Origin of the sequence: Aquibacillus rhizosphaerae (genome assembly GCF_030282825.1) — a bacterium.
Taxonomy (GTDB): domain Bacteria; phylum Bacillota; class Bacilli; order Bacillales; family Amphibacillaceae; genus Aquibacillus_C; species Aquibacillus_C rhizosphaerae.
This window is the reverse complement of record NZ_JASTZU010000059.1, coordinates 1-24,248: the sequence shown is the minus strand read 5'-3', so window position 1 is coordinate 24,248 and position 24,248 is coordinate 1. Positions and strand designations below refer to the sequence as shown.

Genomic DNA, 24,248 nt, shown 5'->3' with positions numbered 1-24,248 from the left:
ATACGGAGACTCCTACGGGAAAAGCACGAGCTGAAGATCCACTCAGAAGTGATTTTTCTTCTGAGTTAGCTGAAGCCGTGCCCGTGGAAAGCGGAGTATTCTGCCGGAACTTAGTATTACCACTTAATCATTTGCGACAAAAAAATGCAAAAAGTTAAAACTTAGTGCGTACTTTGTATCAAGTTCGATAGTTCGAAAGCAACAATTTGCAAAAAGAGTCTTTGGATAAGATAAAGACCAACACACGAGAGTTGTGTATTGGTCTTTTGCAGAATGATTAAATTAAGGAAAACGTGGAAACTGTTTGAAGTCCGGATCACGCTTTTCTTTAAACGCATCACGACCTTCTTTGGCTTCATCTGTTGTGTAATATAATAGCGTTGCATCTCCACCCATTTGTTGAAGACCAGCTATTCCATCTGTATCTGCATTTAAGGATGCTTTTAGGAATCGCAATGCAGTTGGAGATTTATCCAGCATTTCCTCACACCATTGAACCGTTTCTGCTTCAAGCTGATCAAGTGGAACAACCGTATTAACTAATCCCATATCCATTGCTTCTTTAGCATTGTATTGACGGCATAAGAACCAAATTTCACGAGCCTTTTTATGACCAACGATACGTGCTAAATATCCCGCACCATAGCCTGCATCAAAACTTCCTACTTTTGGACCTGTTTGTCCAAAGATAGCATTATCTGCAGCTATAGTTAAGTCACAAATAACATGTAATACATGTCCACCACCAATAGCATAACCTGACACCATTGCAACTACTGGTTTTGGAATAACACGTATTAAACGCTGCAAGTCTAGAACATTCAAACGTGGAATATGATCTTCCCCAACATACCCTCCATGTCCACGAACTTTTTGGTCTCCCCCGGAACAAAACGCATCGTCTCCAGCTCCAGCCAAAACTATTACACCAATAGATGAATCATCTCTTGCATAGGCAAAAGCATCTATCAATTCATGCACGGTTTTTGGACGAAATGCATTGCGTACTTCTGGTCGATTAATCGTTATTTTCGCGATACCATTATATGTTTCGTAAAGAACATCTTCGTATTCTCTTTCATTAACCCAATTTACTGCCATTGTTAAGTCCTCCATTCATTATCTTGTTCTTTTTTGTCGATAAAATCACTTACTATTGTAACAAACTTTTGCGTTTGTTCCACATGTACTGCATGTCCTGCATCAGCAACAAGCTGTAACTGGCTATATTTAAAGATTTCATCCATCTCTTTTGCTATTTTAACAAACTTTTCATCCAATTCTCCAACAATTAAAAGAACGTCTATCGTTAGTCCCGCTAGTTGGTCCCACCACGACGGCTGATTACCGGTTCCCATTCCCCTTAATGATGAGGCGAGTCCGGTTTCTGTTTGATTGATTCGTTCACTTCTAATTGCTAACTGTTTTTGTTTAGGAAGCCGCTTCTGGCTCTCAAAAAGTGGGATTGTTGTCCAATAATCGATAAAAGTGGATAGTCCTTCATTTTCTAACATTTTTGCTAACAATTCATCCTTTGCCTGTCGTGCCACTTGTTCATGCGATTGATGCAATCCCGGTGAAGCACTTTCTAATACTAGGGAATGAACTTTATTTGGATATAACATGGCAAAAGAAAGCGCAACTCTTCCTCCCATTGAGTAACCAACAAAGATTGCTTTTGGTATTGAAAGTTTCTCAAGAAGTTCCGTTATGTCTTTACAAAACCCCTCCATACTAATAGGAGTGTTCACCTTCGATTTACCATGTCCTGGTAAATCGAGTGAAATAGTGCGATACTTTGACTTCCAATTCACTACTAGTTCATCCCACACCCGTGAACTCCCAGTAAATCCGTGTAACAATACAACAGGTGTACCTGAACCTTGGTCTTGTACCCAATATTCTTTGTCATTCAGTGTATAATACACCAACTCACTCCTTTGTCATTGCTATCATTATCTCGTATTCAATACTAGCCCATTTATCCTTGTGCCACACTACATTTTCGTTTCGATTGGTGATCATTTCAATGACTGATAGTCCATTATTTGTATAACTAGTTACGAGCGCTTGCCTATAGTCATCCCATGAAGAAGGCTTATAATAGTAACCATTATACATCGTAATTGCATGTTTAAAGTCAATATGTAATGGCGTGCCAAACAATACTTCAAAGTGATCAGGCGCTTCATTCGATTGAGGTAAGAAAGAAAAAATGCCTCCACCATTATTATTAATTAAAACAACGGTTAAATTAATATTGTACTGTTTCGCCATTTGGAGACCATTAAAGTCATGAAAGAAGGAAACATCTCCTATTAATAGCGTTACATTATTCCCTTTAGAAGCAGCACCCAAAGCACTTGATGTTATACCATCAATTCCATTTGCACCACGATTAGCCAACACTTTTATATGTTTATGATTCGACATAAAAAAGGTATCCATATCACGAATTGGCATACTGTTTCCCACGAAAATAGTACTATAATCTGGGATTATTTCCGCCAAATGCTTTACAATATGCCCCTCTGTAATTTCATCTTCCTTTGGATTGTTGTCTAACATTAGGATATTTTTGGCTATCCCATTCATAGAAATCCACTTCTCTAACCATCTCGAGTCAAATTTTGGAATATCGGACTTATTAAGCTGCCTACATAACTGGGATGGATCAGCATAAATAAAATGAACAGACTCACCAGTAGGTTCACGGTGACCTTCATTTGCTTCAACCACAAAGTGAGTAATATTTTGTTTTTCTTTTAATAGCAAAAGGTAAGGTTTTGAAACGGGCATTGCTCCAAACCTGATAATAAAATCGGGATTAATACAATCTCTCACCTTTTTACTTTTTAAAATTGCATCATAACTCTCAATTACATTATTTTTACTATGATTTCCTGTACGAAGTTGTGATAAAGGATCCGCTAAAATTGGAATATTCCACGTTTCGGCTAAAGAAATAATTTCTTTGCAAAGATGTTCATCCTCTTGAGGACCACAAACGATTAAACCTTTTTCAAATTGCATTAATTTTGATACTAGTACATCTACTTGTTCTTCCGCTAAGGCCATCTTGCCCTCGAAGTTGTGATGATAAGCATCATCACCCTCTTTTCCCCACAGCTTTGAGATCGTAAAATCTGGTACTAGGGGTTCACGAAAAGGGAAATTCAAATGAATTGGGCCTGCATTAGATTGTCTTGCTGTATTAATCGCTCTTGAAGCTTTCCCTCTAGCATAGTTAATTATTGCTTCTGTATTTTCTGGTAGGGCCATCTCATGAAACCATTTAACATAGTCGCCATACATTTGGATTTGCTCAATCGCTTGGGGTGCACCTACATCCCGCAGTTCATGAGGTCGATCAGCAGTCAAGATAAGTAGTGGTATCCTACTATAATATGCCTCTATCACTGCTGGGTAATAGTTAGCAGCGGCTGTTCCCGATGTACACACTAATGCGACTGGGTTATTCGTTTGTTTCGCCATACCAAGTGCAAAAAAAGCTGCAGAACGCTCGTCCATGTTCACCCAGTGCGTAATCGACTCATGTTCGGCAAAAGTCATTGCTAAAGGTGTCGATCTTGAACCAGGGGAAATTACCACGTCACGCAATCCACTTTTGTGAAGTTCGTCAACAAAGTTTGCTACATATCTTGTTAAAGTTTCAGTGTGTTCCACTTAATTATCCCCCTAGTACTGATAGCATTGGTGTGAATTTAATATTTGTTTCTTGATACTCTGCTTCAGGCTCAGAGTTTTTCACAACGCCACACCCAGCAAATAGTGAAGCTTTACCACCTTGTAGTAGTGCTGATCGAATCGCAACAGCAAATTCACCATTTTTTTGAGCGTCAAACCAACCAATTGGAGCGCCGTACCATCCTCTATCAAGAATTTCATTTTCACGAATGAATTCCAATGATTTCTCTCTTGGTAAGCCACCAAGAGCCGGAGTAGGATGTAATTGTTTCACTACATCTATGATTGAATACTCGTTTTTTAAGCTTGCTTTCACTGGTGTGTACAAATGCTGTAAATTTTTAAGCGGATATAAAACAGGGTTTTTAGGAACTTCGATTTGTTCACAACAAGCAGATATAGCTTCTCTAATCATTTGTACAACATAATCATGTTCTTCTCGGTTTTTAACATCCCTTAGTAATTCTAAGCCTATTTGCTGATCTTCTTCTATTGTTTCCCCTCTAGGAGCGGTACCTGCTAAACATGTGGAAAATAACTGTTGATCATATACTCGAACCAATCGTTCTGGTGTTGCACCTAGAAAACAATCGTTCTTATTTTCAAATGCAAATATAAAACTATTTGTTTGTGTTTGTATTAATTTATCCAATATGGCAGAAATATCTGCTGGACGATCAAAAGTAACTTGCATCTCTCTTGCTAATACGATTTTATCTGCATGGCCTTTTTTAATCTCATTGGTAGCTTTCGTTACTATTTCTTTCCATTCTGATGGTTTTATTTCCTTTTTCTTTTCTATTTTGGGTCCTTCAGGAAGGATATCATGATTCCCTAATAATAATTGTTTATTTTTTTTGATAGTATAAAATAACTGTGTAGGATGATCTTCCGGACAGACAATAACATTTATCGTTAAATAACATATCCCTTTTTCGATCGTTAGTAAATACGCTGGAATACGGAACCTACTCTCTTCAAAGTGTTTCCATAAACCTGTATTTTCTTTTTGTGGGTCGAACGAAAACCCTCCAACAGCAATTGGTCCAGTTCCGGCTACACGATAAGGGTTAAATATAATCGCGTCGGATAGCATTTCTTTCCACTGTTTCTCGGTTTCTTCAAAACGATGTGAAGCAGATGTTAATGCACGAGCTTCACCAGCCCCAACTAAATAAAAGTGCTCAAAAGAGCTTGTCCAAAATACTCTCTCACCTTTTATTTGTTTTGCTTGGTTAAAAAATACAATGGGATTTATCGCATCAATCGTGTCCGTTGTGCTTAATAACTGTGGTGTTTGCTTATTTTTAGCCAATAGAATAGCTTCATTGAGAGCATCTTCTATACTTTTTACTTCGGTTTGAATCATTAAAAACCCTCCAATATTCATAGGGGCATTTAGCCATACTCCCATCAAGTGAGGAGTTACCAGTGCTTCTATAATAGGCTTAGTTAATTCCTTATGTGCTTACGAAAATTAGTATGGTTTAACCAAAACAAACAGCCGCCTTTCCACTAGTGTCTTTGACATATGAATCAGGCGCGTTTAAACGTTTTACACACAAAGGGTCTACTCACCTTTTTTTCGGTTACCTCATGATTTTAAATTTGAGGGCAAACTTTTTTCAAGCGGAATAAGACCGTATTACATTATATTATAAACAAAAATTGATTTAAATAAATATTACTCAACAATACATTGCTGAATCTAATTCTCAGGTAAAGCTTACTACTGTCATAAATATCCTAATATCTCCTAAGGGTTAAAAGTTCTTGGTTTGATATGCGATAAAATACAATCACACGTACAGTATTCGCACCTATAAATCTCTCTAATAAAATGCTCTAGGTACTTCATTTTTACTATCCGATATCTATTTTAGTCTCTTTTCTTTGGTTTCTCAACAATTGGTACTATTTCCTAGCAATAAATAAAAATAGATTATTGACACCTTTGTTTTGTTTCCCTAAACTTAATATGTTATTATCCGCTGAAAGTTAGCAATATCATCTAATAATATTCTCTTTAAGGAACTTTTGAGGAAGGAGAGACAAACACATGCAGACATTAGAGAAAAATACGATGAAACACTCCTTAAATGAACAGCAAGGTTTCCATGTTTGGTGGAGACTACTGCGTCCACATACATTAACAGCATCTTTTATCCCTGTTTTTGTTGGTAGTATGTTAGCCATACTTGATGGTTCCATTAATTATCTATTATTTATTGCAATGCTAGTAGCTGCTATGTTAATTCAAGCCGCTACAAATATGTTTAATGAATATTATGACTTTATTCGTGGTCTGGACAATGAAAATTCAGTTGGTATAGGCGGAACAATTGTACGAGATGGAGTTAAACCAAAGAAAGTATTGATTTTAGCTATATCCTTTTTTGCGACCGCTATGTTACTTGGTGTATATATATGTATCGAATCTAGTTGGTGGATTTGCGCTATAGGACTTTTTTGTATGCTTTTAGGCTATTTATACACAGGAGGCCCTTATCCAATTGCCTACACTCCATTTGGTGAATTATTTGCCGGATTTTTTATGGGAACAATGATTATTGCGATAAGTTATTTTATACAAACGCTCACTATATCTAGTGAAGTTATTTTGATTTCACTTCCAATTGCAATTTTTATTGCAACCATTCTATTAGCAAATAATATTCGTGACCTAGATGGAGATAAAAAAAATGGTAGAAAAACAATCGCTATATTAATTGGTCATAAAAATGCAACAGCACTACTAGCTGGAAGCTTTATGGCTTGTTATATTATTACAATTACATTTATAGCGATTGGTATCCTCCCAATTTGGTCTCTAATCACACTTCTAAGTATTCGAAAAGCAACAGACGCAATCAAAGGATTTAAAGGGAAAAGAACAAATTTTGAAATGATACCTGCAATGGTAGCAACTGCACAAACAAATACAATTTATGGATTTTTATTAGGTATTTCATTAATCTTACAAATAGTTATACCATTCTCTTTCTAACGTCAAAACGACAAGTACTTACCTTGTCGTTTTTTAACGTTAAACAAAAAAAGGAGGAACCATTGTGAATTTTAAAAACACGTTGATGGAAACATTAAACATAGAAGCGATAACAACGGAAAAAGAATTAGTGGTGCTTAAAATGCCTGTTAATACGAAAACACACCAACCCATGGGCTTTTTACATGGTGGAGCAAGTGTTGCTTTAGCAGAGTCAGCAGCGAGCTTAGGGGCATATTTAAACATTAATCCTGAAGTATCCAACATATTTGGACTCGAAATTAATAGTAATCACATTAAAAGCAAGCGTGATGGATTGGTGTATGCCAGAGCTATGCCTATCCATAAAGGAAAAAGCACCATGGTCTGGGAGATTAAAGTTGTCGATGAAGACGGGGACTTAATATCTATCTGTAGATGTACAATTGGAGTTACATCGAAAAGAAAATAATATATTTTGCTTTTAAAACTTTATAATAGATAGAAAACCCGGCTTAACTTTTACTAGCTTTCTTCCATCCATTAAGTAAATTTTATAATTCCTAGACAAAAAAAGGCTATCGATTAAATCGATAGCCTTTTCTATAATTTATACCAGAGAGGCTCGTTTGCGCTCAAGCCATGGTCTTAGTTTTGCAAACAATGGGATGAATAACAACCCAACAATCGTTCCTTTTATTAAGTTAAATGGCGTAATACCAGCAATAACAGTTGCCCATTTAACAGTAGGAATAGCCATTTCTTCCATTCCCATAAATAAGCTATAAGCTGGCAAGAGAACGAAATAATTTAACACACCCATACCTAAAGCCATAACAATCGTTCCAGTTATTAATCCTGATACAAGACTTTTTGGTCCTTTTAATCTATGATACAAAACTGCTACTGGTAAGACAAACAATGTACCTGCGAAAAAGTTACCAACAACTCCTACTGGGTCGTGGGCACCTGTTAGCACAAGGTAAAGTGAATTTTTAACACCTTCTACAATAATTCCAGCAACTGGTGTAAACAATAAACCTGCCAATAAAGCTGGCACATCACTAAAATCAATTTTTAAATAAGATGGTAAAAATGGTAATGGGAAATTCAAAAACATTAACACCACAGAAATAGTACCTAGTAGAGCAAAAATAATTAATTTTAATAGTTTAGATGATTTCATTCATCTCTTCCTCCCTCATCTTTTACCGATTCTAATCTTTATGATGAAGGGAGAGCAAATTCCAAAATTGACTATATAAAAACCCTAAAGCTAATAAGCTTTAGGGGCGTAAGTCAATTAGGAAATAAAGGTATGATAAATATACCTTATATGCTCCTTATCTTCTCCCATCCAGACTTTACTGTCGGTCCCGGATTTGCACCAGGTCCACCGCAAACGAATTGTATGCGGGTCACGGACTAAGAGTGGTTTATTCCACTCATCACCGTCGGTCGGGAATTTCACCCTGCCCCGAAGATAGAATCGATATTAAATTATAATCTTATTATACAATAAAACGTTTAGTTTGTGAAGTGTTTAACTTAATCTTTTAATGGATTTAAATTATCCTCACCTGTCAAATCCTCAATCATTTTCACAAGTAAATCAATTTCTTCATCAATGTCTTTTATGCTTGCGGTCTCAACAGGTGAATGCATGTACCGTAATGGTAATGAAACAAGGCTTACAGGAACACCCTTTCCAGTTAAACGCATTCTATCAGCATCTGTACCTGTTGATCTTGAAGTCAACTCGTACTGCACATGCATATTCAGTGATCGAGCTGCTTTTTCTAACAGTTTATTCATCTTAATATTGATTGGTGCACCTTTAGCGAGTACTGGACCTTTTTCAAGTCTAATATCTCCATGCTTGTTCTTATTAACACCAGGATAATCAGTTGCAAACGTAACATCACAGGCTATTGCCATAGTAGGTTCAATCCCGGCTGCTGCAAAGTAAGCTCCTCCCATGTTTGTTTCTTCATTCACAGTACTAGCTGCATATACGCCAACATTAAGCTTTTTATCAGATAATCGGCGTAACACCTCAGCTACAATAAATGCACCTGTACGGTTGTCCAAGCCACGACCAGATATATAACGATCCATTAACAATTCAGGCTCTCGTTTATAGACGGCTAAATCCCCAATCTGAACATACTTTTCCATTTCCTCTTTCGTTTCTGCTCCACAATCTATAAATAAATCATCGAATTCAAAGTCACCTTTTATACCACCATGATGCTGAGCGTTTACACCTATAACTCCTGTAATAACACCGTTAAACCCTATTATTTCTACTTTCATACCAATAGCAGCTTTAGGATTAATTCCACCCATTTTATCAAAATGTAAGAAGCCCTGTTCATCAATCCGATTAATAACTAATGCAATCTCATCACAATGACCTGCTAATAACACTTTGAAATCCGCATCTTTGTTAAGGACCCCAATCGCATTACCAGCATTATCAGTAATGATTTCATCTGCAAAAGGCTCTACGTAATTGATCCACTTTTTCTGAATATTCATCTCCATGCTTGATGGTGATGCTGTTTTTAACAAATCGAATAAAAACCCTTGTCTATTTTCTTCCATATGTACTACCTCCTTGTGTCTATTAGTAATAATAACAAAAGCAATAAAATTTCTATAATTATAACTCTTGCTTAATCATAAATTATTTCACTCTTTTTCTCTTCCACCTATAACCTTTTACTTTTTTGACCATACTGAATAAAAAAGTATAGGGGAATAATTAAATTATGAATTTTTATAAGTTTTGGGAGTTTTATTTTCACTTGCCAGTTTTCTTACGACTATTATTAACAGTTAGTATCACCATGTTGTTATTTGGTGCTACGATACATTTAATCGAACCACAACACTTCCCTAATCTTTTTGATGGGATTTGGTGGGCATTTGTAACGGGCTCAACGGTAGGATACGGAGATTACGTCCCACTTAGTACTTGGGGTAAGGTTATAGCCATCCTTCTAATACTTGCTGGCGGTGGGGTTGTAACATTTTATATGGCTACCATATCAGCTAGTACAATTAAACATGAACAAAATCTTTCCAAAGGAAGTATAAATTACAAAGGGAAAAACCATATTGTTTTTGTTGGGTGGAATGAACGCACAAAACAATTATTAGATATGATTACTAAAAGAAATTTAGGTGAACAAATTGTATTAATTGATAAAACATTAAATCAATTACCTTATCAAAAACATTACATTCATTTTGTCCGCGGTGATGCAACGGAAGACGAAGTTTTAAGTAAGGCAAATATCCAGGAAGCTAAATATGTTGTTATCACATCTGATCCATCAAAAAAAGAAAGACAGGCTGATCAGACTAGCATCTTAACTACTGTAGCTATGAGAGGAAACAATCCTAACCTTTATATTATTGCTGAAATTTTAACAAAAGAACAACTCACGAATGCAACGCGAGCTGGCGCGGATACAATCATCCGGTCCAATGACTTTATGAGCACTTTATTTTTTAATGAGTTATTTCGTGATGCTTCTGTAAAACCATTTGACCTCTTACTTGAAGTTCTTTCAAGTCAACAATTCAATCAAATAAAGTTATCGAAAGAAATGGAAGGCTACACTTTCCTAGAATGTAGCGATCATTATGTCGCTATAGAAAAATTATTAATCGGTATTATAAGAGAGGATGAGCTCATGCTCAACCCTCCTTTTGATACGATCTTAAAAAATGGCGACCTTTTAATTATTTTGTCACGATTATAATAAAATATTTTCTATTTGCTCTATTAAACGTTTTCCCTTTTCTGCATACTTTTCTGGAACTTCTGCATCTGAGTCAACCGGTGCTTGAAATTGGTTTACTGAGCCTTGGAATACGCCATTTTCTGCACCTTCATCTATTCCATCTTGGTATTTATGAGTAAGGATAAATGGGGAACCTAATCGAACTAGTGCACCAGGAGCATCTAACATTCCTTGTTCTACTTTAAAAGGGATTCTTATAAATTGGTAACCATCGTCATCTGCCATTCGGTAATCAAGTGATCCTGCTTCATAATCCCAGTCCCCTCCAATTGTATAACCTAGGGGTTTTAGTTGTTTTTCGAGTTCATAAAGGGGGATAACTAAGTTTTCTAACTTTGAAGTAAGTGGAATCATGTAAATTAATTCTCCTTTTTTTAAATACTTTACCCTACATGATTACTTTTATAACCTACAAAAAAATGTCCTTTTATCTAAGATAAAAGGACATTTACTATTAAAGTCTTTTTTCTAACTTCTCTTTTTCTTCTTCAAAACCAGGTTTACCTAACAAAGCAAACATATTTTTCTTGTATGCTTCTACTCCCGGTTGATCAAATGGATTTACTCCTAATAAATAGCCACTTAACGCACACGCTTTTTCAAAGAAATAAACGACATATCCGAACGTATAAGCATCAAGCTTTGGTAAGTGAACAATTAAATTAGGAACTTGTCCATCAGTATGCGCGAGCATTGTACCTTGGTATGCTTTTTCGTTAACAAAATCAACAGTCTTGCCAGCCAAATAATTCAAACCATCAAGATCTTGATCTGCTTTTTCCAGAGTAATATTTGATTTAGGTTCTTCTACGTGTAGTACTGTTTCAAATAAGTCTCTACGGCCTTCTTGTACATATTGACCTAATGAATGAAGGTCTGTAGAGAAATTCGCTGAAGAAGGGAAAATACCTTTGAAATCTTTTCCCTCACTTTCTCCAAACAATTGTTTCCACCACTCAGAAAAGTACTGTAATGCTGGCTCATAATTAATAAGCATTTCAATTGTCTTGCCTTTGTTATAAAGAACATTTCGAACTGCAGCGTATTGATACGCTGGGTTATTTTCTAAGTTTTCGTCACTTAATTCAGCTTGGGCTTTTTGAGCACCCTTCATAATTTCATCAATATCTACTCCACTAGCTGCGATTGGTAATAAACCAACTGCAGTTAATACAGAGAAACGTCCACCTACATCATCAGGAATTACAAAGCTTTCGTATCCTTCTTCGTTAGCTAATGTTTTTAAGGCACCTTTTTCTTTATCAGTTGTTGCATATATACGGCCTTTCGCTTCCTCCACACCGTATTTCTCTTCTAGAAATTTACGGTAAATTCGGAAAGCAATTGCTGGCTCTGTTGTAGTTCCACTTTTTGAAATTACATTAACTGAAACATCTTTATCTTTTAATACGTCAAATAAATCATTCATATATGTTGCACTAATATTGTTCCCTACAAAAAAGACTTGTGGATTCCCTCTTTGTTCAGAAGAAATCACATTATAAAATGAATGATTTAACATTTCTATTGCAGCACGAGCTCCTAAATAAGACCCACCAATCCCAGCTACTAATAATACATCAGAATCAGATTTAATTTTTTCTGCTGCTTTCTTAATTCTGCTAAATTCTTCTTTATCGTAATTTTCCGGAAGATTTACCCAACCAAGAAAGTCGCTTCCTGCTCCTGTTTGATTATGTATTGCTTGATGAGCTAATTTCACCGGCTCTTTTAAATAATCCAATTCATGCTCACCAAAAAAAGATAACGCTTTATCATATTCGAAACGTACATGTGTCATTTTTTGTCCTCCTATTGAAATTAGATTCTCCTATATAAATGTACCTAATCGTTGGTACTAAATCAAGTGAAGAGTTGAACTATTCTATATATATTCCATGTATAGATTCACAAATTAGTGTCAATCTATATACGAAACCTGCTAAATTGTTTTATGTATTGTTTAAAATAAAATTAAGGATAAAAAGATTGATTAAAGGAGGGAACGCTAAAATGAGTACTCTTCAACGTATTACACTTTTGTTAGTAATTATTGGTGCTATAAACTGGGGATTGGTTGGTTTGTTTCAATTTGACTTAGTTGCATCTGTCTTTGGTGGTGGAGAGCAAAGTGGTGCTTTTGCTCGTATCATTTATACTTTAGTTGGTATTAGTGGATTGGTTTGCCTATCACTTCTTTTCAAACCATCAGAAGAATTAGCTGATCGCAGAGAACCCCGCACAGAAAGATAGTTTTTTAAAAAAACCTTTCGATAATTCATATCGAAAGGTTTCTTATTATAATCATTAAAGTATTAGTTTTTAAACGTATTTTCACGTTCTTCTGACTGCTTAATCCAGTCGTTTAACTTATCCTTTAGTGTATTGAACCCAGATTCTGGTTCATTTTGGTGTTGTTGTTGAGTATTTTGTTTTTGCGGCTTTTTCACTTTATTTTCTTTTTGTTGTGGCGCTTCTTCCGTAGCTCTGATTGATAAAGAATACTTATTTTTAGCTTCATCGATGTTTAAAATTTTAACTTTTACTTCATCGCCTACAGTAAGGAAATCATTAATATCTTTTACATATCCATGAGTTACTTCTGAAATATGAACCAAACCTTGTATCTGATCATTTAGAGCAACAAAAGCTCCGTATGGTTGAACACCTGTTACTTTTCCTTCTAACACTTGACCTTCAGTAAAATTATCTGCCATGCTGAACACTCCCGACTTTTTTTCATAACTTTATACACAATTACTTATTTTATCATATTATAAGGAATTTAAGCAAAAATTATTTATTCTAATAACTTTTACAATACTATATTATGTTTAGATTTTTTTATAATTAATGTTTATTTATTACCCTTTTTGGTAATACTTATCATGTAAGACTTTCTCGTATTCCCCCTGTTGAGCAAAGCGATAAAATCGCTTTGCTTTTTTGTTGCACAAAAATAGGACAAGGATAATTCTTTCATTTTGTGCAACAATAATACCACCCTTCAAATTGTTACTCGCTTTGGTCTACTTTTAATAAAGATGGAAGGAGTTGTGCCTTTCATGATTAGTAAAAAAGAAAAATATCTCACATATCAAGGAAGTAAAATTTGTTATCATTTATATAAAAATGATAATGACTTTAACAAACCTTATTTAATTTTCATACATGGTTTTTTATCATCACAATATAGCTTTAGGAAGATGATTCCTTTACTTTCTAATCATTTTAATATCATTACTTTAGACTTACCACCATTTGGAGATAGCGACCGTATCAAATCTTTTTATTATTCTTATAAAAATATGGCTAAATTGATCGTTTATTTTATGAACCAACATAATATAAAAGAAGCTTATCTTGCTGGACATTCCATGGGAGGACAAATTGCACTAACATGTGCTTATTATTATCCTAAGAGGGTTAAGAAATTGATATTATTAGCACCCTCGTGTTACTTGATGAAGGCTAATCGTTTAACGTATGCTGTCAGTTGGTTACCGTTTTTTCATACCTTTTTACGAAAACTCTTAAAACGAAAAGGTGTATATGAAATGTTACGGCAATGCTTCTATAATGATGAACTAATAACAGAAGAAATGCTTACAACATATAAAAAGCCTTATTTAGATAAAAAAATATATAGATGCTTAACGAAAATGCTACGTGACCGTGAAGGAGACTTAGACGTTAAGTGCATTAAAAATATCTCTACTGACTGTTTATTATTCTGGGGGAAACAAGATCAAATTTTACCAATAAAGATTGCCTACCAAATGGCTCAAGATATACCTCAGGTAAATCTATGTACATTTGACTTTGCTGGTCATCTGTTACCTGAAGAAGTTCCTCACGTTATATGTGATTATATTATTTCCAATTGTAAAGAATAAACTTACATGTGACTTGATTATTTCCAATTCATGCTTATCTTTACTATAATAATTTATATATTCACAAATTTTGTTTTCGTTCAAGGGGGATGGAACTATGTCATTATTTGAAAATGTACCCGCTCGTTTTGGTACACGTTCAGTGAAATGGGATTTAGTTAAAAGCTTGTATGGTGCAGACGATGTCTTACCTATGTGGGTAGCAGATATGGACTTCACTGCTCCAAAGCCAGTGATAGATGCTCTTACAAAACGTGTCCAACATGGTGTTTTTGGATACACTTTTACTGATCCACCACTACACAAATCTATTAAAAATTGGATTAAGAAACGGCATGATTGGGATATCAGTGCCTCTTCGTTATTATTTAGCCCTGGTGTAGTCACAACTTTACATATGGCGGTACAGACTTTTACGAGTCCAAATGACTCGATACTCATTCAAACACCTGTGTACCCTCCATTTTATGACTTAGTAAAAAAACATGATCGTCAGTTAATAACCAATTCTTTAGTACTTAAGAATAACCGTTATGAAATTGATTTTGTAGATTTTGAGGAAAAATTAAAAACGGGAGTAAAAGCGTTCATCTTTTGTAATCCTCATAACCCAGTGGGAAGAGTATGGTCAAAAAGTGAAGTTGAAACTATCGCTAACTTATGTATGAAATATAATGTTTTGATTCTTTCTGATGAAATACATGCTGACTTAATATATCAGGGGAATAAACATATTCCAATTGGTTCATTATCAGAAAAAGTAAATGCTATGACAATCACTTGCATGTCTCCAACTAAAACCTTTAACTTAGCTGGATTACAAGTATCTTATGCGATTGTTCCTGATCAAAACATGAGAGAAAAGTTAAGTGAGTTTTCTCAAAAACAAGGATTAACCATGCTAAACACTCTAGGTATTACAGCTCTTGACGCTGCTTACAGCGAAGGTGAACCATGGTTAGACGAATTAATGACGGTTTTGCAACATAATAGAGACTTAGTAACAGAAGCATTTAAAAATAGGAATGAAATATCCATCATAGAAACTGAAGGCACTTATTTAATTTGGATGGATTGTAGAAATATGGGATTAATCCATAATGATCTAAAAATGTTCATGCAAGAAAAAGCAAAAGTGGGATTAAATGATGGTATATCATTTGGTGATGACGGTAATGGATTTATGCGAATGAATATTGCTTGTCCCTCCGCACTTGTTGAAGAAGGCACGAACCGTATCATTCAAGCACTAGATAATTACTTGTAGTTTTAAATATAGAATAGGTACACTAAGTACCTATTCTTCTTTTTCTTCATTTGTTTCCGTTGGATCAGTCGGAGCATCATCCTGATTTGCTTCGTCCAATGAGATAACACCACAAGCCATTCTTTTACCTGCATCACCAGCTGGTTGACTAACACCATCATCTTGTTTTTCATGTATGATTAACGATGTACCGTCTTCTTTTAAAAGAGAAGTTTTTCCATCTGTTAATGTTGCTCCACTAAGCGTTAGTTCTGCATCAATTGTACCATCTGCGCTTACCTCCACATTTGGTAAATCACCTAAATGCGCGCCATCCGGATGCATTAATCCATGCTCATTGCCATTTGGATCATAATGATTACCTGCTGATTTAAAATCTGGTCCTTCACATTTAGCATTCTCATGAACATGAATCCCGTGTAATCCTGGCTCTAAACCTTCCGCTGAAATTTTTATTTTCACACCATCTGATTCCTCTGATAGTATAGCTTTTCCAATTGAATCATCTGAACTATTATACATACTTATTTCTATCGGTGAGCGATCTTGACCTTGACATGCTACAAGCAAAAGGAGACTCACGAATAATAAAGACTTAATTTTCACAGCATATTGCCCCTTTCATTCATATCTTGAACTAGTATTGCCAATAAATAATTCATATATCCTTTCCTAAGGAATAAATATCCATAAGCCAACAAGATTACATGAAAGTAATAACATTCTATGATTGACTTTAAGACATTTAAATAAGTAAGCTCTAATTTTGTTACAAGATACTTTTTCTTTATTTGACAAACAAAAAAACCTTCACCTGTGCACTTAGGCCTAGGTAAAGGTTTTTACTTATCTTTTTTATGGTTACCATCCTGTGAATCTCTTCTTTGTATGTTGAATAATTTATCCGTTTCTTTTTCTTCTTTTTTGGAAGCTTTGTAAATAATATACATTGTTATCGTTGCACCAATAAAAAATAAAATTAAACTTATAACAGCCGGAATATATTTCGTTTTATCTTCAGGGAAATATAAAAATTCCATCATAATAATCACTTCCTTATAAAAATTCACTATAGCATTACTTAGAATCAAAAAACTTGTACCAGTGCATTCTTTTTAGCTATCATAAAATTAGAGTAAAGATTGATTCCTAGTCTTACTTAGTCTAGCTAGCAATGCTTAATATTTACCAAAGAAGTTAAAACAAATCCTAACAATGGAGGAATATAGATGGAAAACGCAAAAAATGGCGAACTCGTTCGGGCTCATTATAAATCTGGAACATATATAGGAGAAGTAATCGAAGAACGTGGTGAAAATTATTTAATAAAAGTTCTAGCAGTAGTGAAACACCCACTTCAAGGCGACCTACATAATTTCGGCAAAACGGAAGATGTCTTTTTTCATCAAAGAAAAGCATTAAGTTACTTAGAAAAAATGAATGTTTCTAAACCAGCAGTCCATCCATTTAGGGAAGAAGTACCAAATTATTTACAGTCCTTAAGGAATTCAGTTAATCAACTAAAGGAAAAACTGACAAGCAAAGATAAAGACTCTTCCTTTAATCAAGCAGCGATGACTAGTTTAGAACAATTGGAAAGAGAATACTTTAAGTAACAAACAAAGACCTGTCTCAAAAACTAATTGTTTTTGGGACAGAGTTCATCGTTTAGTCACCCGGAACTCGTAAATCTTTTTTCTTCATTTTTTTCTTCCCATATACCTTGTTTGCAATTTTAGGAGCTTGATCGAACAATACCATTCCTATGAAAGCCGCTATAATAACATAAACCCCACCTAATACTTTAGCGGTACCAGTTGCAATACTAGCTATAACTACTGAAAATTCTCCACGTGCACATAAAGATAACCCAGCTCTTAATGACACTTTTTTCGAAAGACCATACCAGCGCCCTCCTATGATACCTACTAATACTTTAGCAATTACTGACCATAAAAGTAAAACCAGTAATAATAATGGCATTGGAAAGCCTTCACCTAATTCAACGGAAGTACCAAAATAGACAAAGAATGTTGGCAGCATTAAATCTCTAATTGGTATAACTGTATGTTCTACACGTTCAATCTTGCCAATTTCGGCTAACATCATTCCAGCTAGAAAAGCGCCAAGTACTTCTGAGAGACCGAGGTATAAAGCTAGTCCTCCGAATGCTACGGCAATACCAATTAACAATGCTATCTTGAAATCTTCATCTTCTATTTTCTCAAGAAACACTTCAAAATGTTTAAATAAAGTTTTACCTAGTATGATTGCTAATGCTATTAATCCTATTACTTTACCAATAATATAAAATAAATCTGTTGGTTCAAAACTTCCACCAGTGCTTAATCCAATTAAAACCGCAATCACAATTGGGGCTACTAGGTCTTCAAAGATTAGAATTGCTAACATAAACTCTGTTTCTCTATTCGCCATACGACTTTTATCATCTAAAAGTTTTGCTGTGATAGAAGAACTGGTGGCATATACTATACCTCCTATTAAGAAAGCAGTAAACAAATCCATACCAAATCCAACTGTAATCATCATCGTTACACCTAATGATAAAAAGACGTCTAATAAACCAGATGGCCAAATTTTTTTTGCAATTGAACCCAGTCTTTTAATACTAAACTCAAGTCCTAATATAAAAAATAGAAGGACAATCCCTATCTCACTGGCAAAGTGTAATATTTCATTGTGACTTAACCAGTCTGCAAGGATGACACCGAATAGTATATATAAAATAACACTTGGAAAATTTATTTTTAAGCTTAAAAAGCCTAAATAAAATATACCAAGTAATACTAGTCCCGCTCCTAGTAAAATTGGAAAATCACTTAGCAAAATATAATCATTCCTCTCCCTTACACAAAGCTTCGAGTGCGGCAATTTGATCTTTCTTTCCGATAGTCATCAATACGTCCCCAACTTCTAGCTTTCGATCCACTTCTGGTATTGGAATCATATCCTCTCCTTGGACAATCCCAATAACAGTAGCACCAGTTTTATTTCTTATTTCAGAATCTTCTAAAGTCATATTAGCTATGGTTGATTTTGCAGATAGTTTTATATAGTCTATTACTATTTGTTTTTTAAATATTTTTAGTTGATCAGCATTCACAGGTTGGTAAGTAGCACCAAGTAGTTGAGCCCCTAGAGCTCTTGTTTCATCAGCACTTAAATCCATTGCAAAATCCGCTTCATCACTATCCGCATCATCAAAGAAATATAATTCACGTTTCCCGGTATGATGGACAATTAATACTAGCATACTGTCTTCCGCTGTTTTTAATGATATCTTTTGACCTATTCCGGGTAATTGTGAAATAGAAACATCCATTTGTATAACACCTCATATTTTCATTATGATTAGTAAGTTCTAACCATTAACCATATTAGAACAAAAGCCCGGAGCGCCTTGCTCACGACACGCTTAAAACAAACCACGAGGTGATGGGCACTGGAGGCTAGCATCTTCGAATTTTTATTTTTTCTACGTTTTTTAAAAAACGACTACATATTAGTTTATCTAGGATTGCTCATTTTATACTTATTGTAAGCTTTTCAATAAAGTGCAAAAAAGCTAGAAAGATAGTCCTTCCAGCTTTTCATTTTGCATATTTCAATTATTCGCCTAAATGCTCTTTAATCGTTTCAGAAATTCCTTCTAGCGCTTGATCTTCATCCGTTCCATCAACCGTAACAAGAACTTCAGCCCCTTTAGGTACTCCTAAAGACATAACACCCATTATCGATTTTAAATTTACAGTTTTACCATTATACTGTAGCTCCACGTGTGACTCATATTGACCCGCTTTGTTAACTAATAGAGTTGCTGGTCTAGCGTGAATCCCTGTGTCATCAGTAATTGTGAATTTTTGTTCTTTCATTACTATTCCTCCTTTTAAAAGTGAAACTTTTTCTGTAGTATCTTTTAATCCCACTGATGGTTGAAAGATTCACCAGTGTTAGCTTTAGTTCCTCCACCATGTATTTAAAGCGGGAAATTTTTTGAGCTTATCTATATCACAGCATTTGTGTGAAAATACTAACCTAAAGCTATTATATACGAAATTGTAGTGTTTAGAAACAATATTAACTCATTTTTTAAAACGATTTCACGAAATTTTGAATTATTTTTATATTATTGACGATTCTATAGGTATAGCTAACAATTTGTGTTCTATTTGTCATTATGATACGTTATTTTATATTGATTGTGAATCTTAGGAGGTAAACATAATGAGTGTACATATTGGAGCAAAAAAAGGTGAGATAGCTGACAAAATACTATTACCTGGAGATCCGCTCCGTGCAAAGTATATTGCAGATAACTTTTTAGAGGACGTAACGTGCTACAACGAAGTACGAGGTATGTATGGATATACAGGTACATATAAAGGTGAGAAAGTTTCTGTGCAAGGTACAGGAATGGGTGTTCCTTCCATTTCTATATATGTGAATGAATTAATACAGAGTTATGATGTAAAGAAGTTAATACGGGTTGGTACTTGTGGTGCAATTCAAAAAGACGTAAAAGTTAGAGATGTGATACTAGCTTCAACTTCTACGACTGATTCACAAATGAACCGAATGATATTCGGTGGCATTGATTATGCACCAACAGCAGATTTTAACTTATTGAAAAATGCATTCGACATCGGTACTGAAAATGGTTTAAAGCTACGGGTAGGAAATGTATTTACTAGTGATAGTTTCTATAGAGATAACGGCCTGGAGTTATTTGAAAAACTTGCAACATACAATGTGCTCGCTGTCGAGATGGAAACCACTGCATTGTACACACTTGCTGCAAAGTACGACCGACAAGCGTTGTCAGTTCTAACCGTATCGGATCATATCTTAACTGGAGAAGAAACAAGTGCTGAAGAAAGGCAAACTACCTTTAATGACATGATTAAAGTAGCACTGGATGCGGCAATTAAATAACGAGCTTAAAGGTCACGGGATTCCGTGGCCTTTTTAGTTAGAATAGGAATTATGTAAATTTAGTTTGCTCTGGATAGCTGACTATTAGCATCTGTCCCTTTCAGCTATAGCGTCTAATCCTACGTATTGTCTTAAGTAAAATCCTCCTTCTATGTGGTAAAAAAAGCTATTCAGAGGCTAGCCATAATTGAACTAGGTGAGCATAAAGGAATGGTACATAGAAAGACAAATTTTGAAGACACACGCGAGCTTTAATTTGTTTATAGATAGACTTACACGCTTCTTTTCAAAGCACATAAACTAACAAAAAAGGAGTGTTAGTTTATGTATTTTTATACTGGGTACCCAACACATACCCAAACCTATGTTAATCAGTATCAGTATCGTCCACTTTATGGATGGACTCCACCTTCAAGAAGCCCTTCACCTTACCCTGAAGTCAATACACAACAATTAAAGAAGTCTGCCAAAGCATTTCAACCATTAATGAAAGACGCAAATATTATAATAGAATCCTTTGCAACAGAGGAAACATTCGCCTATAAAGTTATGAGCGCTGCTCAAAAATCTGAAACAGCTAAAATAAAAGAATATATTAAAGAACTTGGTGTCACTCGTGATGTAGAGATAAAATACAATCCAGATGGAATTCGCCTTAGATTAGTTAATCATTCAGATAATATAGAATGCTGTAAACTTTCCGTCTCCCTACAATGGCTCAATTAATGTTAATTCTATTTTAATAGTGACTAATGCTGAAGCTGGAATAGGACGGACTCCACTATATAAATTACATCGCTAATAAAACGAGGAATTTCAGACTTTCCCATGTAACCACACGATGTCCCATTTTGTGAAGTATAAATGACGTGCACAACGCAACAATTAGATTCTTGAAAATCCGACTTGATTCATTCTACTAACTTTCAATTCATTCGTATGTTATAATCAAAAAAAATCAGTTCAAATGGTTGATTTCTCTTTTGTTTTTCGTTTTAACCTATGATGCAAAGGGAAAGCTTAATGTACGAATGATGTTGGAAGAGAGGATGTTTTCTGTTGGATATTTTTGCAAACTTTCCTTTGTGGGCTGCACTTTTCGCAATTGTATTTGCGCAAGTTATAAAAATACCTATTCAATTTATAGCTACAAAAGAATTTAAACCTGGTTTGGCCTTTAGTACGGGAGGTATGCCTAGTAGCCATTCAGCAGCAGTCGCCGCAGTTACAACAGGGATCGGAATTGAACATGGTGTCACAAGTGGCTTATTTGCAGTTTCTTGTGTATTTAGTATTATTATTATGTTTGATGCTACTGGAATTAGAAGACAAGCTGGTGAGCAAGCCATCATATTAAATATGCTTGTCAAAGATTTTAATTATTTTATTGAAGAAGCGAAGGTTTGGTCGAAAAAAGCAGAATATGAAAAACAAGAAGAATTAAAAGAATTATTAGGCCATCAACCTATCGAAGTTTTTTTTGGTGGATTAACCGGAATTTTACTAGCATTCGTCATTTATCCTTTATTTTAATTTATAGAAAGTATGTAAATCACTATGTTAACCTAATGAAGATAAATTGAAAAATAATAGAATGAATAAAAATCCCTGGATAGTTTTCGCTACCCGGGGATTTTTATTCTAACTCTTTTTAAATTGCTCACGGAATACTTGAAGCGCTTCCGTCTCATTTAGTTTCGTTAATACTTCCTCTGAAAGGTTACCGTCACCTTTTTTAATAACATAGATTTGCACTTCTTTTTTCCCCCACTCATTATATACTTCTTCAACAGTGGGATAATACAAATCTATTTTGTTTCCTTTAATAGCCGATCCCTTATCAGCTACCACACCATACCCATATCCCGGAACATATAAAATAGTTCCAATTGGATACATAGTTAAATCTGCAGCAATTGTTGAATACAAGTCTCTTTTTACTTGTACACCAGAATATGTGATTCCATATTCGGGATGACTTGGTGTTTTACCAGTAGATTCAACACCAGCCGTATATCCTGTTGCCGTAACTGTTGTACTCGGATATTCTTCAAGATTTATCACATCTTCTAAGGTCTTAGGTCCCTCTATCTGTTCACTTGAGACATATGTTGTTTTCGACTTCTGATAATTTAGTGACTTTTCCATCAATGTAGTATCACGAGTAGAATGATTTTTATAATTTATTTCATCTACCTTAGAGGAACCATCATGAACACCAACGATTACATCATACGCAGAAACATTAGAAACTGTTGAAAACGTTGTATAAAAAGCTCCAACAAACAAAACAGACATACCGACTCTTCTTAGAAACCGTAAATTTATCATTTTATTTATAACACCTCTCTGGGTGTCATGTTTTCCAAAATGTAAACCTTTTATACATCTTTTATAGATTAAAAGCTTCTAAAACATTTGATATCCGTTTTTTCTTAGTTTTTGAATTACGATACCGGAAACAATTGTACCCAAGAAACCAAATAGCAATATAACAATATCATAACCATTCAAGCTAACAAATTTGTTCCAGAATGAACTAAACGCCCATGCAGGATTAGTAAAATATTCAGACATAGGAAAGTCATCAACAATTAATAACACTACAATTGGATAGACGAATGACATGATCCAAGTTTGTCTTAATAACATATTCAATATAAAAGCAATACCAAAAAATAAAACGAAAAATAATATTAGTGAAACAATAAACTGTATCATCTATGTTCTCCCTTTTTATGAAAATTCAATTCTAAACAATTAAAAGACCATAGGATATTATGAAAAATACCAGAGTTAGTCTAATAAATCCCTTTAAAATTATATACAAACTTCATTCTAATTGCATAAAAACAAAAGCGCAAGCAACGTACTTAATTGTCTAATACTTATTTTCACATGACATTATTTCAAGTTAATCTTTCAATACCTTTTAAATAAACTGTTTCTACAAGTTTGTTCTTTATGACAGATAATATATGTCTACACTAACCGCGCTGCGAAAAAACACTCACTTTCCCTGGGAACGCTAACGTCTTCTCGCTCGCAAAGAAAGCTCCCTGCAGGCCTTCAGACTGTTCCTTTCCCACAGGAGTCTCGTATTTTTTCTCCGCTCAGTATAGTATTAAATTCATGAGAGAGGTGAGTCGTTCAAGAGTGTAGTGTATTTTTTATAAGAATAGTTAGTGCAGACTTTCTATCAAGTTCGATTGATAACAAGCAACCATTATTAAGAAAAAAGGTTCTCTGTCAAATGTGGTGGTGTGATTTTCATGCCACCCTCTCTTAATTGAAGGGAGTTTTTTATACGAATACCCTTCGAACCTCTTGTCGCCATAATATTTTATTTTTCAATCGATCAAAATCTTTAATTCCATAAGACATGCGTTTGGTCACTTTAATCGTGTTATTAACACCTTCAATATAACCGTTGTTAAATGGGTACATAAAAGATTGTAGAATCTCTTGTTTCCATCGGTTAAATGTTTTTTCAACTCTGTGAAATGCTTCAATGGTAGAACTACTCATAACCAATAAACATTCCTCCAACCCCTTTTTAGCCGTTTTTTCATCACTAAATTTAAACCATTTGTCCAATTTATTTTTCAATTCATAAGCTTCTC

General features: G+C 34.7%; 27 protein-coding genes and 1 riboswitch. Of the genes, 10 read left to right on the top strand and 17 right to left on the bottom strand.

What is annotated here, in order from left to right; translation table 11 throughout:
- Positions 1-282: 282 nt before the first annotated feature.
- The 4 genes from menB to QQS35_RS19155 are packed head-to-tail and all read right to left on the bottom strand — an operon-like array spanning position 283 to position 5,077.
- Positions 283-1,101, bottom strand: a complete 819-nt coding sequence (gene menB, locus QQS35_RS19170) for a 1,4-dihydroxy-2-naphthoyl-CoA synthase (RefSeq protein WP_285933851.1) — start codon at positions 1,099-1,101, stop codon at positions 283-285.
- 2 nt (positions 1,102-1,103) lie between these two features.
- The gene (gene menH, locus QQS35_RS19165; protein ID WP_285933850.1) at positions 1,104-1,928 is read right to left on the bottom strand and encodes a 2-succinyl-6-hydroxy-2,4-cyclohexadiene-1-carboxylate synthase; all 825 of its coding nucleotides are present in this window, start codon (positions 1,926-1,928) and stop codon (positions 1,104-1,106) included.
- A 4-nt stretch (positions 1,929-1,932) separates the two neighbouring features.
- Positions 1,933-3,687 (bottom strand): 2-succinyl-5-enolpyruvyl-6-hydroxy-3-cyclohexene-1-carboxylic-acid synthase, encoded by a 1,755-nt coding sequence (gene menD / locus QQS35_RS19160; RefSeq protein WP_285933849.1) that lies wholly within the window; start codon positions 3,685-3,687, stop codon positions 1,933-1,935.
- A gap of 4 nt (positions 3,688-3,691) precedes the next feature.
- Positions 3,692-5,077, bottom strand: coding sequence for an isochorismate synthase (locus tag QQS35_RS19155; protein ID WP_285933848.1), 1,386 nt, complete (start codon positions 5,075-5,077; stop codon positions 3,692-3,694).
- Positions 5,078-5,767: 690 nt separating this feature from the next.
- Here QQS35_RS19155 and QQS35_RS19150 point away from each other — a divergent pair.
- A complete protein-coding gene (locus tag QQS35_RS19150; RefSeq protein WP_285933847.1) occupies positions 5,768-6,715 on the top strand; it encodes a 1,4-dihydroxy-2-naphthoate polyprenyltransferase in 948 nt (315 codons plus the stop codon).
- A gap of 64 nt (positions 6,716-6,779) precedes the next feature.
- Complete coding sequence (locus QQS35_RS19145) at positions 6,780-7,166, top strand: PaaI family thioesterase (RefSeq protein WP_285933846.1); 387 nt, start codon at positions 6,780-6,782, stop codon at positions 7,164-7,166.
- 138 nt (positions 7,167-7,304) lie between these two features.
- Here QQS35_RS19145 and QQS35_RS19140 read toward each other — a convergent pair whose 3' ends face one another.
- Together QQS35_RS19140 and QQS35_RS19135 are read right to left on the bottom strand one after the other, a co-directional pair.
- A complete protein-coding gene (locus QQS35_RS19140; RefSeq protein WP_285933845.1) occupies positions 7,305-7,880 on the bottom strand; it encodes an ECF transporter S component in 576 nt (191 codons plus the stop codon).
- A gap of 155 nt (positions 7,881-8,035) precedes the next feature.
- Positions 8,036-8,183, bottom strand: a riboswitch (FMN riboswitch).
- A gap of 59 nt (positions 8,184-8,242) precedes the next feature.
- Positions 8,243-9,301 (bottom strand): M20/M25/M40 family metallo-hydrolase, encoded by a 1,059-nt coding sequence (locus QQS35_RS19135; protein ID WP_285933844.1) that lies wholly within the window; start codon positions 9,299-9,301, stop codon positions 8,243-8,245.
- A gap of 167 nt (positions 9,302-9,468) precedes the next feature.
- Here QQS35_RS19135 and QQS35_RS19130 point away from each other — a divergent pair, with 167 nt between their 5' ends.
- Positions 9,469-10,467, top strand: a complete 999-nt coding sequence (locus QQS35_RS19130) for a potassium channel family protein (RefSeq protein WP_285933843.1) — start codon at positions 9,469-9,471, stop codon at positions 10,465-10,467.
- Here QQS35_RS19130 and QQS35_RS19125 read toward each other — a convergent pair.
- A complete protein-coding gene (locus tag QQS35_RS19125; RefSeq protein WP_285933842.1) occupies positions 10,462-10,863 on the bottom strand; it encodes a YugN-like family protein in 402 nt (133 codons plus the stop codon). The two genes, QQS35_RS19130 and QQS35_RS19125, sit on opposite strands and share 6 nt — an antisense overlap.
- A gap of 100 nt (positions 10,864-10,963) precedes the next feature.
- Positions 10,964-12,310: a glucose-6-phosphate isomerase gene (locus tag QQS35_RS19120; protein WP_285933841.1), complete on the bottom strand. Its 1,347-nt coding sequence runs from the start codon at positions 12,308-12,310 to the stop codon at positions 10,964-10,966.
- 212 nt (positions 12,311-12,522) lie between these two features.
- On the opposite strand from QQS35_RS19120, the gene QQS35_RS19115 reads away from it, so the two are divergent.
- Entirely contained in the window at positions 12,523-12,762 is a 240-nt protein-coding gene (locus QQS35_RS19115) for a DUF378 domain-containing protein (RefSeq protein WP_285933840.1), read from the top strand.
- Between the two features lie 62 nt (positions 12,763-12,824).
- Here QQS35_RS19115 and yugI read toward each other — a convergent pair whose 3' ends face one another.
- Positions 12,825-13,226 (bottom strand): S1 domain-containing post-transcriptional regulator GSP13, encoded by a 402-nt coding sequence (gene yugI, locus QQS35_RS19110; RefSeq protein WP_285933839.1) that lies wholly within the window; start codon positions 13,224-13,226, stop codon positions 12,825-12,827.
- Positions 13,227-13,574: 348 nt separating this feature from the next.
- Between yugI and QQS35_RS19105 the strand changes: the two genes are divergently transcribed.
- Both QQS35_RS19105 and QQS35_RS19100 read left to right on the top strand, forming a co-directional pair.
- A complete protein-coding gene (locus QQS35_RS19105) occupies positions 13,575-14,405 on the top strand; it encodes an alpha/beta fold hydrolase (protein ID WP_285933838.1) in 831 nt (276 codons plus the stop codon).
- A 97-nt stretch (positions 14,406-14,502) separates the two neighbouring features.
- On the top strand, positions 14,503-15,672 hold the full coding sequence (locus QQS35_RS19100; RefSeq protein WP_285933837.1) for a MalY/PatB family protein: 1,170 nt from the start codon (positions 14,503-14,505) through the stop codon (positions 15,670-15,672).
- A 30-nt stretch (positions 15,673-15,702) separates the two neighbouring features.
- On the opposite strand, the gene QQS35_RS19095 is transcribed toward QQS35_RS19100, so the two are convergent.
- Together QQS35_RS19095 and QQS35_RS19090 are read right to left on the bottom strand one after the other, a co-directional pair.
- Complete coding sequence (locus tag QQS35_RS19095) at positions 15,703-16,278, bottom strand: superoxide dismutase family protein (RefSeq protein ID WP_331490864.1); 576 nt, start codon at positions 16,276-16,278, stop codon at positions 15,703-15,705.
- Between the two features lie 236 nt (positions 16,279-16,514).
- Positions 16,515-16,715: a hypothetical protein gene (locus tag QQS35_RS19090; RefSeq protein ID WP_285933836.1), complete on the bottom strand. Its 201-nt coding sequence runs from the start codon at positions 16,713-16,715 to the stop codon at positions 16,515-16,517.
- A 186-nt stretch (positions 16,716-16,901) separates the two neighbouring features.
- Here QQS35_RS19090 and kapB point away from each other — a divergent pair, with 186 nt between their 5' ends.
- Complete coding sequence (gene kapB, locus QQS35_RS19085) at positions 16,902-17,288, top strand: sporulation phosphorelay system protein KapB (RefSeq protein ID WP_285933835.1); 387 nt, start codon at positions 16,902-16,904, stop codon at positions 17,286-17,288.
- A gap of 52 nt (positions 17,289-17,340) precedes the next feature.
- On the opposite strand, the gene QQS35_RS19080 is transcribed toward kapB, so the two are convergent.
- From QQS35_RS19080 to QQS35_RS19070, 3 genes are all read right to left on the bottom strand, one after another.
- Complete coding sequence (locus QQS35_RS19080) at positions 17,341-18,519, bottom strand: cation:proton antiporter (protein ID WP_285933834.1); 1,179 nt, start codon at positions 18,517-18,519, stop codon at positions 17,341-17,343.
- Positions 18,520-18,526: 7 nt separating this feature from the next.
- Positions 18,527-19,015 carry a cation:proton antiporter regulatory subunit gene (locus QQS35_RS19075; RefSeq protein ID WP_285933833.1) on the bottom strand — a complete coding sequence of 163 codons (489 nt, stop codon included), beginning with the start codon at positions 19,013-19,015 and terminating at the stop codon, positions 18,527-18,529.
- Between the two features lie 286 nt (positions 19,016-19,301).
- On the bottom strand, positions 19,302-19,565 hold the full coding sequence (locus QQS35_RS19070) for a phosphocarrier protein HPr (protein WP_285933832.1): 264 nt from the start codon (positions 19,563-19,565) through the stop codon (positions 19,302-19,304).
- Between the two features lie 352 nt (positions 19,566-19,917).
- On the opposite strand from QQS35_RS19070, the gene deoD reads away from it, so the two are divergent.
- The 3 genes from deoD to QQS35_RS19055 all read left to right on the top strand — a co-directional run bounded on the left by deoD (position 19,918) and on the right by QQS35_RS19055 (position 22,158).
- Positions 19,918-20,625: a purine-nucleoside phosphorylase gene (deoD, locus tag QQS35_RS19065; RefSeq protein ID WP_285933831.1), complete on the top strand. Its 708-nt coding sequence runs from the start codon at positions 19,918-19,920 to the stop codon at positions 20,623-20,625.
- A 324-nt stretch (positions 20,626-20,949) separates the two neighbouring features.
- Positions 20,950-21,351 carry a hypothetical protein gene (locus QQS35_RS19060; protein ID WP_285933830.1) on the top strand — a complete coding sequence of 134 codons (402 nt, stop codon included), beginning with the start codon at positions 20,950-20,952 and terminating at the stop codon, positions 21,349-21,351.
- A gap of 333 nt (positions 21,352-21,684) precedes the next feature.
- Positions 21,685-22,158, top strand: coding sequence for a divergent PAP2 family protein (locus tag QQS35_RS19055; RefSeq protein WP_285933829.1), 474 nt, complete (start codon positions 21,685-21,687; stop codon positions 22,156-22,158).
- A gap of 108 nt (positions 22,159-22,266) precedes the next feature.
- Here the strand turns inward: QQS35_RS19055 and QQS35_RS19050 are convergent, their stop codons facing one another.
- The 3 genes from QQS35_RS19050 to QQS35_RS19040 all read right to left on the bottom strand — a co-directional run.
- Entirely contained in the window at positions 22,267-22,956 is a 690-nt protein-coding gene (locus QQS35_RS19050) for a 3D domain-containing protein (RefSeq protein WP_285933828.1), read from the bottom strand.
- 78 nt (positions 22,957-23,034) lie between these two features.
- The gene (locus tag QQS35_RS19045) at positions 23,035-23,346 is read right to left on the bottom strand and encodes a YuiB family protein (protein ID WP_285933827.1); all 312 of its coding nucleotides are present in this window, start codon (positions 23,344-23,346) and stop codon (positions 23,035-23,037) included.
- 582 nt (positions 23,347-23,928) lie between these two features.
- Positions 23,929-24,248: transposase (locus tag QQS35_RS19040; protein WP_285930906.1), on the bottom strand; the 320-nt coding region annotated here is incomplete at its 5' end.

Bases quoted from the DNA above. Each gene is read 5' to 3' on its own strand.
- QQS35_RS19155 (WP_285933848.1), bottom strand. From the start codon at position 5,077: ATGATTCAAACCGAAGTAAAAAGTATAGAAGATGCTCTCAATGAAGCT.
- kapB (WP_285933835.1), top strand. From the start codon at position 16,902: ATGGAAAACGCAAAAAATGGCGAACTCGTTCGGGCTCATTATAAATCT.
- yugI (WP_285933839.1), bottom strand. From the start codon at position 13,226: ATGGCAGATAATTTTACTGAAGGTCAAGTGTTAGAAGGAAAAGTAACA.
- QQS35_RS19125 (WP_285933842.1), bottom strand. From the start codon at position 10,863: ATGATTCCACTTACTTCAAAGTTAGAAAACTTAGTTATCCCCCTTTAT.
- QQS35_RS19070 (WP_285933832.1), bottom strand. From the start codon at position 19,565: ATGAAAGAACAAAAATTCACAATTACTGATGACACAGGGATTCACGCT.
- QQS35_RS19135 (WP_285933844.1), bottom strand. From the start codon at position 9,301: ATGGAAGAAAATAGACAAGGGTTTTTATTCGATTTGTTAAAAACAGCA.
- QQS35_RS19075 (WP_285933833.1), bottom strand. From the start codon at position 19,015: ATGGATGTTTCTATTTCACAATTACCCGGAATAGGTCAAAAGATATCA.
- QQS35_RS19120 (WP_285933841.1), bottom strand. From the start codon at position 12,310: ATGACACATGTACGTTTCGAATATGATAAAGCGTTATCTTTTTTTGGT.
- QQS35_RS19115 (WP_285933840.1), top strand. From the start codon at position 12,523: ATGAGTACTCTTCAACGTATTACACTTTTGTTAGTAATTATTGGTGCT.
- QQS35_RS19050 (WP_285933828.1), bottom strand. From the start codon at position 22,956: ATGATAAATTTACGGTTTCTAAGAAGAGTCGGTATGTCTGTTTTGTTT.
- menB (WP_285933851.1), bottom strand. From the start codon at position 1,101: ATGGCAGTAAATTGGGTTAATGAAAGAGAATACGAAGATGTTCTTTAC.
- QQS35_RS19150 (WP_285933847.1), top strand. From the start codon at position 5,768: ATGCAGACATTAGAGAAAAATACGATGAAACACTCCTTAAATGAACAG.
- QQS35_RS19105 (WP_285933838.1), top strand. From the start codon at position 13,575: ATGATTAGTAAAAAAGAAAAATATCTCACATATCAAGGAAGTAAAATT.
- QQS35_RS19090 (WP_285933836.1), bottom strand. From the start codon at position 16,715: ATGATGGAATTTTTATATTTCCCTGAAGATAAAACGAAATATATTCCG.
- QQS35_RS19130 (WP_285933843.1), top strand. From the start codon at position 9,469: ATGAATTTTTATAAGTTTTGGGAGTTTTATTTTCACTTGCCAGTTTTC.
- QQS35_RS19045 (WP_285933827.1), bottom strand. From the start codon at position 23,346: ATGATACAGTTTATTGTTTCACTAATATTATTTTTCGTTTTATTTTTT.
- QQS35_RS19060 (WP_285933830.1), top strand. From the start codon at position 20,950: ATGTATTTTTATACTGGGTACCCAACACATACCCAAACCTATGTTAAT.
- QQS35_RS19100 (WP_285933837.1), top strand. From the start codon at position 14,503: ATGTCATTATTTGAAAATGTACCCGCTCGTTTTGGTACACGTTCAGTG.
- QQS35_RS19140 (WP_285933845.1), bottom strand. From the start codon at position 7,880: ATGAAATCATCTAAACTATTAAAATTAATTATTTTTGCTCTACTAGGT.
- deoD (WP_285933831.1), top strand. From the start codon at position 19,918: ATGAGTGTACATATTGGAGCAAAAAAAGGTGAGATAGCTGACAAAATA.